The sequence below is a fragment of the Caulobacter sp. P1_B12_2 genome (genome assembly GCF_056406675.1).
Window position 1 is genome coordinate 1 of record NZ_JBFTZS010000140.1, and the last position, 11,059, is coordinate 11,059.

At 69.1% G+C, this 11,059-nt stretch carries 13 protein-coding genes and 1 pseudogene; 8 read left to right on the forward strand and 6 right to left on the reverse strand.

Features of this window, described 5'->3' with window-relative positions:
• Nucleotides 1-232: 232 nt before the first annotated feature.
• Nucleotides 233-862, reverse strand: a complete 630-nt coding sequence (locus AC1DZ6_RS10740; protein WP_477097170.1) for a TlpA family protein disulfide reductase — start codon at nucleotides 860-862, stop codon at nucleotides 233-235.
• Between AC1DZ6_RS10740 and argH the strand changes: the two genes are divergently transcribed.
• A complete protein-coding gene (argH, locus tag AC1DZ6_RS10745; protein ID WP_477097171.1) occupies nucleotides 863-2,281 on the forward strand; it encodes an argininosuccinate lyase in 1,419 nt (472 codons plus the stop codon).
• Nucleotides 2,278-2,598 carry a hypothetical protein gene (locus AC1DZ6_RS10750; protein WP_477097172.1) on the forward strand — a complete coding sequence of 107 codons (321 nt, stop codon included), beginning with the start codon at nucleotides 2,278-2,280 and terminating at the stop codon, nucleotides 2,596-2,598. Before argH ends, AC1DZ6_RS10750 begins: the two co-directional genes overlap by 4 nt.
• A 10-nt stretch (nucleotides 2,599-2,608) precedes the next feature.
• On the opposite strand, the pseudogene AC1DZ6_RS10755 reads toward AC1DZ6_RS10750, so the two are convergent.
• Nucleotides 2,609-2,729: pseudogene (locus AC1DZ6_RS10755) on the reverse strand (hypothetical protein); the annotation flags it as partial.
• Between the two features lie 25 nt (nucleotides 2,730-2,754).
• On the opposite strand from AC1DZ6_RS10755, the gene lysA reads away from it, so the two are divergent.
• Nucleotides 2,755-4,020, forward strand: a complete 1,266-nt coding sequence (gene lysA / locus AC1DZ6_RS10760; protein ID WP_477097173.1) for a diaminopimelate decarboxylase — start codon at nucleotides 2,755-2,757, stop codon at nucleotides 4,018-4,020.
• Between the two features lie 151 nt (nucleotides 4,021-4,171).
• Here lysA and AC1DZ6_RS10765 read toward each other — a convergent pair whose 3' ends face one another.
• Both AC1DZ6_RS10765 and AC1DZ6_RS10770 read right to left on the reverse strand, forming a co-directional pair.
• On the reverse strand, nucleotides 4,172-4,699 hold the full coding sequence (locus AC1DZ6_RS10765) for a phosphoribosyltransferase (protein WP_477097174.1): 528 nt from the start codon (nucleotides 4,697-4,699) through the stop codon (nucleotides 4,172-4,174).
• A gap of 15 nt (nucleotides 4,700-4,714) precedes the next feature.
• The gene (locus AC1DZ6_RS10770) at nucleotides 4,715-5,647 is read right to left on the reverse strand and encodes an MJ0042-type zinc finger domain-containing protein (protein WP_477097175.1); all 933 of its coding nucleotides are present in this window, start codon (nucleotides 5,645-5,647) and stop codon (nucleotides 4,715-4,717) included.
• Between the two features lie 56 nt (nucleotides 5,648-5,703).
• On the opposite strand from AC1DZ6_RS10770, the gene ftsE reads away from it, so the two are divergent.
• The 4 genes from ftsE to AC1DZ6_RS10790 are packed head-to-tail and all read left to right on the forward strand — an operon-like array spanning nucleotide 5,704 to nucleotide 8,706.
• Nucleotides 5,704-6,492 carry a cell division ATP-binding protein FtsE gene (gene ftsE, locus AC1DZ6_RS10775; protein WP_477097176.1) on the forward strand — a complete coding sequence of 263 codons (789 nt, stop codon included), beginning with the start codon at nucleotides 5,704-5,706 and terminating at the stop codon, nucleotides 6,490-6,492.
• Entirely contained in the window at nucleotides 6,489-7,379 is an 891-nt protein-coding gene (locus tag AC1DZ6_RS10780) for a cell division protein FtsX (RefSeq protein ID WP_477097177.1), read from the forward strand. The genes ftsE and AC1DZ6_RS10780 overlap by 4 nt, the downstream gene beginning before the upstream one ends.
• A complete protein-coding gene (locus AC1DZ6_RS10785) occupies nucleotides 7,376-7,999 on the forward strand; it encodes a YdcF family protein (protein ID WP_477097178.1) in 624 nt (207 codons plus the stop codon). Before AC1DZ6_RS10780 ends, AC1DZ6_RS10785 begins: the two co-directional genes overlap by 4 nt.
• The gene (locus tag AC1DZ6_RS10790) at nucleotides 7,996-8,706 is read left to right on the forward strand and encodes a lysophospholipid acyltransferase family protein (protein ID WP_477097179.1); all 711 of its coding nucleotides are present in this window, start codon (nucleotides 7,996-7,998) and stop codon (nucleotides 8,704-8,706) included. Before AC1DZ6_RS10785 ends, AC1DZ6_RS10790 begins: the two co-directional genes overlap by 4 nt.
• Nucleotides 8,707-8,712: 6 nt before the next feature.
• Here the strand turns inward: AC1DZ6_RS10790 and AC1DZ6_RS10795 are convergent, their stop codons facing one another.
• Nucleotides 8,713-9,294: an aspartyl/asparaginyl beta-hydroxylase domain-containing protein gene (locus tag AC1DZ6_RS10795; RefSeq protein WP_477097180.1), complete on the reverse strand. Its 582-nt coding sequence runs from the start codon at nucleotides 9,292-9,294 to the stop codon at nucleotides 8,713-8,715.
• A 67-nt stretch (nucleotides 9,295-9,361) separates the two neighbouring features.
• Between AC1DZ6_RS10795 and AC1DZ6_RS10800 the strand changes: the two genes are divergently transcribed.
• Nucleotides 9,362-10,207: an aspartyl beta-hydroxylase gene (locus AC1DZ6_RS10800; protein ID WP_477097181.1), complete on the forward strand. Its 846-nt coding sequence runs from the start codon at nucleotides 9,362-9,364 to the stop codon at nucleotides 10,205-10,207.
• A gap of 84 nt (nucleotides 10,208-10,291) precedes the next feature.
• Here AC1DZ6_RS10800 and AC1DZ6_RS10805 read toward each other — a convergent pair whose 3' ends face one another.
• Complete coding sequence (locus AC1DZ6_RS10805) at nucleotides 10,292-10,867, reverse strand: gamma-glutamylcyclotransferase (RefSeq protein ID WP_477097182.1); 576 nt, start codon at nucleotides 10,865-10,867, stop codon at nucleotides 10,292-10,294.
• Nucleotides 10,868-11,059: the final 192 nt, after the last annotated feature.

The window sequence follows — 11,059 nt, forward strand, 5'->3', positions numbered from 1 at the left end:
GGTTRGATGAAGCCGAAGCCCTTGGTGCCGTTGAACCATTTCACCACGCCGGTCGCCATGGAGTGTCTCCTAGAGATAGCCGATCCAATGCCCGGACAAGCGGGCGGGTAACAATCTCAGTCGTCCGGGTAGCGTTCGCAGGCCCAAATCCAGGATTGCATGGCACAGTGGACACGCACCCGTTGAGGGGTCAATTCAAAAAACAACGGTATGCTTAAGCGTGCGGACGGCCTCAGCGCTCGCGTAGGAGGGCCTCGACCAGCCCGCGGGCCTCGGGACTGGACCAGTCGGCGTCGCCCGCCAGCCGGGCGCGCTCGCGGCCCTGCTTGTCGTAGATGACGGTGGTCGGATAGCCGGCGGCGCGCGGCTCAAGCTCGAACGACAGCTTGTAGCCCGGGTCGCGATAGACCTGCAGCGGAGGGTTGGCGGCCATCTCGGCCTGGACCAGGTTCAGGTCGCTGTCGCGATCGACGCTGACGGGCAGCACCTTCAGCGGCTGGGCCGCATAGGCGGCCTGCAGCTTGCCCAGGGTCGGCATCTCCTTCTTGCAGGGCGCGCACCAGGTGGCCCAGAGGTTCATCACAACCACCTGGCCCTTGAAATCGGCCAGGGTGTGGGGCTTTCCGGCTCCATCGGTGAACACCGTGGCCGGCGCGGCGCGCGGCTGGGCCGGCACGTCCAGCTTTGCTAAGGACGCTTTCTTGAATTCCTTGAGGTCGACGACGCCTGCGGGTTTGAACGAAGCCGAAGCGATGACGTATAGAACCGCCGCGACGCCGATCACCAGAACGGCGCCGATCACCCACTTCAGCGGGCCGAGCTTGCGCGCGGCTTCGTCCCTGTCCGACTGGAATTCGCTCATATGACCGACAACGCCTCCGATAAGCCCGCCGCGAACGGCCAGGGCCAAGCCATGTGGGGCGGCAGGTTCTCGGCCAAGCCGGCGGAGCTGATGCAGGCGATCAATGTCAGCATCGGCTTCGACAAGCGCCTGTGGTCGCAGGACTTGGCGGGCTCCCGCGCCCATGCCCGGATGTTGATCAGCCAAGGCGTGATTGCAAGCGAAGACGGCGAGGAAATCCTCAAGGGCCTGGACGCCATCGAGGGCGAGATCACGGCCGGGGCCTTCCCGTTCCGCGACGAGTACGAAGACATCCACATGAACATCGAGGCGCGGCTGCGCGAGCTGATCGGCCCGACGGCCGGCCGGCTGCACACCGCCCGCTCGCGCAACGACCAGGTGGCCGTCGACTTCCGCCTATGGGTGCGCGAGGCCTGCGAGCGTTCGGCGGGCCAGCTGGAGGCCCTGCAACGCGCCCTGGTCGCCCAGGCCGAAGCCTACGCCGACGCCCTGATGCCGGGCTTCACCCACCTGCAGCCGGCCCAGCCGGTGACGTTCGGCCACCACCTGATGGCCTATGTCGAGATGTTCGGCCGCGACGCCTCGCGGTTCCGCGACGCCCGGACCCGGATGAACGAGTGCCCGCTGGGCGCCGCCGCCCTGGCCGGCTCGCCCTTCCCGATCGATCGTCACCAAACGGCGGCTGAGCTGGGCTTCGACCGCCCGACCGCCAATTCGCTGGACAGCGTCTCGGCCCGTGACTTCGCCCTGGAAGCCCTGTCGGCCGCCACAATCTGCGCCACGCACCTGTCGCGCCTGGCCGAGGAGATCGTGCTGTGGACGACGCCGATGTTCGGCTTCATCAAGCTGACCGACGCCTTCACCACCGGCAGCTCGATCATGCCGCAGAAGAAGAACCCCGACGCGGCCGAGCTGATCCGCGCCAAGGTCGGACGGATTCTGGGCAGCCTCACCACCCTGACCGTCGTGATGAAGGGCCTGCCCCTGGCCTATTCCAAGGACATGCAGGAGGACAAGGTCCCGACCTTCGAGGCCTTCGACGCCCTCGAACTCAGCCTGCTGGCCATGGCCGGCATGGTCGCCGACCTGACGCCCAACACCGAGAAGATGGCCGCCGCCGCCGGCGCGGGCTTCTCGACGGCGACCGACCTGGCCGATTGGCTGGTCCGCGAACTGAACATGCCTTTCCGCGACGCCCACCACGTGACAGGCTCGGCCGTGAAGGCGGCCGAGACCAAGGGCGTCGACCTGGCGGACCTGTCGCTCGGCGAATTCCAGGCCATCGAGCCCCGGATCACCGACGCGGTCTACGCCGTGCTCACCCCGGCCGCCTCGGCGGCCAGCCGCATCAGCTACGGCGGGACCGCTCCCGCCCAGGTTCGCGCCCAGATCGCGCGTTGGAAGGAACTGCTCGGATGATCCGTCCCCAAGCCAGCAAGGCTCTCACCGTCCTCGCCATCGCCGCCCTGGCCCTGACCGCGACGGCCTGCGGCAAGCAGGCGACGCTGGAACGTCCCGCCCCGCTGTGGAACGCCCAGAAGAAGGCCGCCTTCGAGGCCGAGCGCCGCAAGGGCTCGTCCACCGCCAACCAGCCGGCCCGCGCCAACGGCACGCAGGAAAACATGGACCCGGCGTCGAGCAACCGCACGACCCGCGCCGCGCCCCTGGGCGGCACCCAGCCCGACCCCTTCGGCGGCCCGTCGGGCGCCGGCTTCCCCAGCGCGCAACCGAACTAGAACCCCACCACCCTGCGTCCTTCGAGGCCTGCTGCGCAGGCGCCTCAGGATGAGGAACGTTCTTGCTGATTTCCTCATCCTGAGGTGCGAGCCGAAGGGCGAGCCTCGAAGGACGCAACGCCGCGCCGCATATCGCCGTCAGAAAGCTCGACGCTCGTGAACCATTTCGAATATGGCCCCGAAGGCCTGGCCTGCGAAGGCGTCCCGTTGGCCAAGATCGCCAGCGAGGTCGGCACGCCGGTCTATGTCTATTCCCGCGCCACGCTGGAGCGGCACTTCACGGTGTTCCGCGACGCCCTGGCCGCCGCCGGCGTCGTCGATCCGCTGATCGCCTACGCGGTGAAGGCCAATTCCAACGTCGCGGTGCTGAAGGTGCTGGGCAACCTCGGCGCCGGGGCCGACACGGTGTCCGAGGGCGAGGTCCGCCGCGCCCTGGCCGCCGGCATTCCCGCCGAGCGGATCGTGTTCTCGGGCGTCGGCAAGAAGCGCGGCGAGATCGCCTTCGCCCTGCGGGCCGGCGTCGCCGAGATCAATGTCGAGTCCGAGCCCGAGCTGAACCTGATCGCGGCCGTCGCGGCCGAGCTGGGCGTCAAGGCCAAGGTGGCGTTTCGGGTCAATCCCGACGTCGCGGCCGGCGGTCACGCCAAGATCGCCACCGGCAAGTCCGAGAACAAGTTCGGCGTGTCGTTCGCCGAGGCCGCGCGCCTCTACGCCAACGCCAGCAACAACGCCAATCTCGAACCGATCGGCGTGGCCTGCCACATCGGCAGCCAGATCACCGACCTGACGCCGATGCGCCAGGCCTTCACCAAGATGCGGGGCCTGGTCGAACAGCTGCTGGGCGAAGGCCTGCACGTCGAGCGCCTGGACCTGGGCGGCGGCCTGGGCGTGCCCTATTTCAACCACCCCGAACCGCCCTCGCCGGCGGACTTCGCCAAGATGGTCGGCGAGGTCATCAAGGGCCTGCCCGTGACGCTGGCCTTCGAACCGGGCCGCGTCATCGCCGCCAACGCCGGCGTGCTGGTGTCGGAAGTCATCCACGTCCACGAGCGCCCGGAAGGCCGCAAGTTCCTGGTCATCGACGCGGCCATGAACGACCTGGTGCGTCCGGCCATGTACGACGCGTTCCACGACATCCGGCCGTTGATCCAGCGCGCCGGCGAGACCGTCTACGACGTGGTCGGCCCGATCTGCGAGACCGGCGACACCTTCACCCGCGACCGCGCCCTGCCGCCGTTCGGGCCGGGCGACCTGGTGGCCTTCATGTCGGCCGGAGCCTACGGCGCGGCCATGGCCAGCGAGTACAACACCCGGCCGCTGGTGCCCGAGGTGCTGGTGGATGGCGACAGGTTCGCGGTGATCCGCGCCCGGCCGTCGTACGAGGAGATGCTGGGGCGGGATGTGACGCCGCAATGGGTTTAGGCGGCTAGCACTTGCCCCCTACGGGTCGCTTCGCGACCGTCTTCCCCCACAGGGGGAAGAGGAGCCGTGCGCGACATCCTCCGCCCCCTCGCCGCGACAGACCGCGAAGCGGTCAGGTGGGGGCAAGTGGGTGAGCCCCCCAAAGACAGTCTCAGTCCATCGCGCCGATATACGGCAGCCCACGGCTCTTGCCCTCGTCGTCCAGGCCGTAGCCGACTAGGTACCGCGCGGGGGCTTCCCAGGCGATGAAGTCGGGCTCGATGCGCGGCTTGTCCCAGGGCTTGCGGGCGAAGACGGCGGTCAGAACCTCGCTGGCGCCGGCGTCCTTGACCAGTTTGGCGGCTTCGCCCAGCGACAGGCCGGTGTCCAGCACGTCGTCCACAACCAGGGCGCGGCGGCCGATCAGCGGGCGTTGCAGGTCGGCGCGGACCTCGCAGCGGCCCGAGCTCTTGCGCTCGTCATGATAGGAGGCCAGCCACAGGGCGTCGAAGCGCACGTCGCGGCCCGCTCTCCAAAGAGCTCTGGTCAGGTCGGCGGCGAACCACAGGCCGCCGGTCAGCAGGCAGACGACGACGGTGTCTTCGTCGATGCGCGGCGCGATGGCTTTTGCCAGGGCCTCGACCCGCTCTGCGATTTCTTCCTGTGAGATCAGGACTTCGGGGGCGAGGCGCTCGGTCATTTCAGGATTTCTTGGTCAATGATGGCCGGCCGGGGCCGGTTCGACCGCTCCGGTCTCATGACCTGGGGCCTCGTGTCCAGCCCCTTGCGTCTCGCCGACCGCAGGATCTCCGCCCGCCGCCAGCTCCGCCGGCTGGTCCTGAGCCCCCCGCAGCGACGGCGCTTCGGGGTTGGAGACCTTCTCGACATGGCCCGCCGGGCCGGCGTGCTTGGCGGCGCCGGGCTCCAAGGCGAAGCCGATTTCCAGGGTGTTGGCGGTGCGGGGCGGGTCCAGCAGGGTCACCGAGAAGTGCCGGGTCTGGCTGGGGGGAATCAGCGGATCGGCGGCGGCGGCCAGCTTTCCGGCCACCCGCTTCTCGTGCTTGTTCAGCAAGGCCACCCGCAGCGGCGGCGCGGACACGGGATGGTTGGTGATGTTGCGGATGACGCCGGTGATGGTGATGGCGGCGTGGCCGTTCTGCATCGACGGCTCGGCCTTCAGATCCTCGACCACCAGGCCGACGACGTTCACCGGGTGCTTGACGAAGGCGTAGGCCCCCGCCGTGCTGGGCCAGAGCTTGGCGATGTTGATGTTGTTGAGCCAGGCGCCGCCCATGAGCAGAAGCATCATCGCGACCATGCCGCCCCAGACCAGGCCCGTGGTCTTGGCTTCCTTCAGGCGACGCTCGGCGTCGGCCCGGGCGCGGAACACCTTGGGCAGTTCCTCGCCCGGCAGTTCGTTGACCGGGGTTTCGGGATCGTCGGCGGGATTTTGACCGTCGAGCTTGGCCAGCACCTCGGCCGCCGCGATGTCAGCCGCCGACGGTTCCTCGAAAAGGTCGAGATCGTCTTCGTTCCGCGCCGTCCAGCGCGCCCCGCAGGACGCGCAACGCACGACACGACCAGCCGCACCGACCTTGGAGTYATCGACGAAATAGCGGCTGGCGCACTCTGGGCAGGTCAGTATCATGGCCGCGAATCGGACGCTCCCCGCTCCTACACACGAGGTCGCCGATTTTGCCAGCCATGTCCACACGACCCAACGACACACCCTTGCGCATCGAAGACGTCCAGGATGGCGACACCGTCCCCGTCGTCCGCTTCGAGGGTGTCTCGATGCGGTATGGGCGGGGGCCGGAAACGCTCAGCGATCTCAGGTTCACCCTACACCCAGGGTCTTTCCATTTCCTCACCGGCCCGTCGGGCGCCGGAAAGAGTTCACTGCTCAAGCTGATCTACCTGGCCCACCGGGCGTCACGGGGCCGCGTCGAGCTGTTCGGCCGCGACATCAGCCTGACCCGGCCCGAGGATCTGCCGTTCATACGGCGCCGCATCGGGGTGGTGTTCCAGGACTTCCGCCTGCTGGACCACCTGTCGGTGTTCGACAACGCCGCCCTGCCGCTGCGCATCGCCGGCCGAAAGGCCGCGAGCTACCGCGAGGACGTCGCCGAGCTGCTGCAGTGGGTGGGCCTGGGCGACCGCATGCACGCCTTGCCCGCCACCTTGTCCGGCGGTGAGAAGCAGCGCCTGGCCATCGCCCGCGCCGTGGTCGACCGGCCTGACGTGCTGCTGGCCGACGAGCCGACCGGCAACGTCGATCCGGCCATGTCGCTGCGCCTGCTGCGGCTGTTCGTCGAACTGAACCGCCTGGGCACCACGGTGCTGATCGCCACGCACGACGAGGACCTCGTCGCCCGCGCCAATCGCCCGACCCTGCACCTGGAGCACGGCCGGCTGGTCGAGTACGCCGATGAGGACCAGGGCCAGGACGACGACGATCAAGATTATGACGACGACGCGGAGGACGACGCATGAGCGAGTTCTCCGTCGCCCGCTGGAAGCCCGGACAACTTCTGCCGCCCCGCGACGCGCGCGACGGGTCGCTGGTGTTCGTGGTCGCCGTGCTGTGCTTCCTGGCCTGCCTGACGGCTCTGGCCGCCATCGCCTCGACCCGCGCGGCCACTGGCTGGACCGCCCAGCTGACGGGCTCGGCCACCGTGGTGGTCCGCCCCCGCGCCAGTGAAAGCCCCGACAGCGCCGCGGCCCGCGCCGCCGAGACCCTGGCCGGCGTCAAGGGCGTCAGCGAGGCCCGCGCCCTGCCCAAGGAAAAGGCCGAGGCTTTGCTTGAGCCCTGGATCGGCCGCGAGGCCCTGATCGCCGACCTGCCCGTGCCGCGCCTGGTGACCCTGGACCTGGACCCCAAGGCCCCCGCCACCGCCGCCACGCTGAACAAGGCGTTGAAGGAGGCCAATGTCGACGCCGTGGTCGACGACCACAGCCGCTGGATCGCCGACATCGAGCGCGCGGCGCGCCTGGCCGGCTGGGCCGCCATCGGCGTGTTCGGCCTGATCGCCACGGCGGCGGCCGCCGTGATCGTCTTCGCCACCCGCGCCGCCCTGACCGCGCGCCACGACATCGTCGAGGTGCTGCACCTGTCCGGCGCCGAGGACGGCTTCATCGCCAACCTGTTCCAGAACCGTTTCGCGGGCATGGCCTTCATCGCCGGCTTGCTGGGCGGGGCAAGCGCGGCCATGATCGGCGCGGCGGCGCGGCTCGTGGGGGGCGGCCAAGGACTGACGCCGGTCCTGCCGCTGGCCTGGATCGATCTTCTGGCGCCCCTGCCCTGCCCGTTGGTGGCGGCGCTGGTGGCCGGGATCGCGGCCCGCGCGGCCTCCCTGCGTCTATTGAGAGGCATGCCGTGAAAAGCTTCGCAGCGCTGCTGATCCTGGTCATGGTCTGGTTCGTCGGCCTTCTGGCCTTCACCAGCCGGGTCGATCAGTCCACGCCGCCCGGCGAACCGCCGGTGTCGGACGGGGTGGTGGTGCTGACCGGCGCCTCCAACATACGGCTGGAGGCTGCGACCAAGCTGCTGGAAGCCGGCAAGGGCAAGCGCCTGCTGATCTCCGGCGTCAACCGCGAGGCGTCCCGCGAGGACGTGCTGGGCGTGACCAAGGCCGTGCGCCCGATCTACGAATGCTGCATCGACCTGGGCTACGCCGCCGCCGACACCGTCGGCAACGCCAGCGAGTCGGCCGAATGGGCCAAGGCCAAGGACTATCACAGCCTGATCGTGGTCACCGCCGACTACCACATGCCGCGTTCGATGCTGGAGCTGCACGCCGCCATGCCCGACGTGGCGCTGCACCCCTATCCCGTGGTCACCGAGAGCCTGAACGCCCACCGCTGGTGGAAAGGCGGCACGAGCGCGCGGCGGATGATCGTGGAATACTGCAAGTACCTGGCGATCCTGGGCCGCGAGGCGTTCCTCAAGCTGGGTCCCCAGGAAAAGGCCGATCCGACGTCGGCGAAGGAAGCGTCTTGATCTATCTGCGTTCGTTCCTGTTCCAGCTGTTCTTCTGGATCTGGTCGGTGTTCACCGCCCTGGCCATGCTGCTGACCCTGCCGCTGCCGCGCGGGGTCAACACCTGGGCGCTGTCGGCCTGGTCCAAGGGCCTGATCTGGGGCCTGCGCTGGCTGGCCGGGATCAAGGTCGAGGTGCGCGGCGAGCAGTATCGCCCCACCGGACCGGCGCTGGTCGCCGCCAAGCACCAGTCGATGTTCGACGTCTTCAGCCAGTTCGCCCTGCTGCCCGACGCCTGCTTCGTGATGAAGAAGGAACTGCTGATGGTGCCTGTGTTCGGCTGGCACGGTCTGAAGGCCGGCATGATCGTCGTCGATCGGGCCGGCCATTCGACGGCGCTGAAGAAGCTGGTGCGCGACGCCGTCGACCGCATGAAGGAAACCCGCCAGGTCGTGATCTTCCCGGAAGGCACGCGCGGCGACGTCGGCCAGCCCGGCGACTACAAGCCCGGCATCGCGGCGCTCTATCGCGAACTGGAGCTGCCGGTCACGCCCCTGGCCCTGAACTGCGGCGTCCACTGGCCCAAGGGCCTGCTGCGGCCGCCCGGCACGATCGTCTTCGAATATCTGCCGCCCATCCCCGCCGGTCTGAAGCGCGGCGAGTTCATGCGCGAGCTGCAGACCCGGATCGACACGGCGACCAAGGCCCTGGAGGACGAGGGGCTTTAGGCCTCCTCACGCCTCGACCGCCGCCGCCTCGAAGAATCCCATCAGCCAGTCGTTGGCGAACAGGTCCAGCACCAGGTGCACGCGGTCGGTCGTTCCGCGGTTGACCACCGCGTGGGGGTCGCCCAGGCGCAGGTACCAGGCCTGGCCTTCCTTCATGTCCACCCGCACCCGGTTGAGCAGGAACTCGACGTCCGGGTTGGTGGTCACCGGCACGTGGATGCGGACTGAGCCGCTCTCGACGCCCATGTCGAGGTCGGCGTGCTCCTTGATCACCGAACCGGGCGTCAGCCGCATCAGGCGCACGCTGCGCACCGGGCAGGCGAAGGCGGCGATCACCTCGCGGAAATAGGGACAGACATCCAGGAACGGCGTGTCGATGAAGTCGGTGGCCACGGGGTCGGAATAGATCATCCGGATCGGATGGGTCTCGCCGGCCATGCAGCGCAGCGGGATCGCGCTCCAGTCGCCTTCGTAGTTCTGGTGCACGAAGTGGGCCGTCCAGGGCGTGGCCGACAGGGCGTCCAGGTCGCGCCGCAGCAGGACCGGGTCGAAACCGAAGGGCAGTTGCAATCTGTCCGGGTAGGCCATCCAGTGACGCTACGAGGCGGCGAGCGGCGCCGCAAGCCGGGACAAGGCGGCGGGGATGGGAGCGGTGATGACGACGGGGCTTGAGGCGCTGCGCGACCTGATCCTCGACGACGCCGCCCTGTCGCAAGCCCTCGACGCGATCGGCGACCCTGACGCCTTCGCCGCACGGGCGACCCAGGCCGCGACGACGGCGGGCCTCCCGGTCGAGGCGGCGGAGGTCCGCGCGGCGATCCACACCGCTTCGATCCCGCCGGCCCAGCGCGCGTCCGCCCCGCCCGGTTGGCTGCCGTCCGAGGTCTCGGACCTCGACGGACGGCCGGTCGTGCGCTGGCGCTGGCTGGGGGGACGACGGCTGGCCGAGCCGTTCTACGCCGATGACCTCACGAGGGCCGGCTACCGGCCGCTGAACCGCCTCGTAACCCTGCGCACGCCCCTGCCCGGCCCGGGCGACCACCCGTCCCGCGCGCCCGACGGTCTGATCTTCCACATGTCGCGCTGCGGCTCGACCCTGGCGGCCCGGATGCTGGCGGCCTCGCCGGCCAACGTGGTGATCTCGGAAGCGGCGCCGATCGACGCGGTGCTGCGGCTCCAGCTCGACGACGACGCCAAGGCCGAAGTCCTGAAAGCCATGGTCGCCGCCCTCGGCCAGCCGCGCGCCGGCGAAACCCGCCTGTTTCTCAAGCTAGACTGCTGGCACGTGCGGGACCTGCCGCTGTTCCGGCGCGCCTTTCCGGACACGCCCTGGGTCTTCCTCTATCGCGAGCCGGTCGAGGTGCTGGTCTCGCATCTGCGCCGGCGCGGCGTGCAGATGATCCCCGAACTGATCCCGTCCGCGCGCCTGGGCCTCGAAACGCCCGACASGCCCGACGCCGACTACTGCGCCCGGGTGCTGGCGCGCGGCCAAGCGGCGTGAGGCCGGCGAAGATCTGACCGCGATCTGCGAGCGCCGCGTGGGCGAGGCCTACCGGCGCCTGGAGGCCATGCGGGCCGCCCAGCCCTAGGCCGCCGCTTCCCGGACCTCGACCATCTTCAGCAGCGACTCCATGGCGTGGTCGCGCACCCCGTCCTCGCGCAGGTGCATCACCAGGTCGCGCAGATAGTCGATGTTGCGGCCCGACAGCCCGGTCGCCCCGGCGATCAGGTCGGCCTGCTGCTCGAGGGTCAGCGCGCCCGCCCACTGGCCGTGCTTCATGTCCGACAGGAAGACCAGGGACTTCACCTTGCCCCCATTCTCACTTTGAGAGCCGTCGATCTTCAGGTCTGACCAGGCCTCGAAATAGGTCTCGGTCGGCTGCTCGCGTTCGCGCAGATAAGCATAGACCTCGGGCCATTCGGCCGCGGCCACCCGGTAGGCGACGCCGCGCACCGCGCCGCCCGGCGCCAGGCCCAGCACCAGGCCCGGCCGCTCGTAAGTGCCCCGGTGATGGACCGAATAGATGCAGAAGGCGCGGCGGCGCCCATGGAGCACGGCCGTTCTTCGCTCTATGAACGGGAACCCGGGCCGCCACATCAGCGATCCATATCCGAACACCCAGCGATCTTCGCTGCCTGCCCCGTTAGCTACCAAGCTCATTACTGTTCCCGACCGGAGCCGCCCTTTCCATGACCCATAACGCCGCCGCCTCATCCCGCAAGCCCCGGCGTCGCGGTCTGCTGGCGCCTTTTGTGGTGCTGCTGATAGTTGCCGTGGGGTGGAGCATCGGCTGGCTGTGGCTGCGCAACCAGACCGAACAGCGGATGGACGCCACCGCCCTGTCGCTGAAAT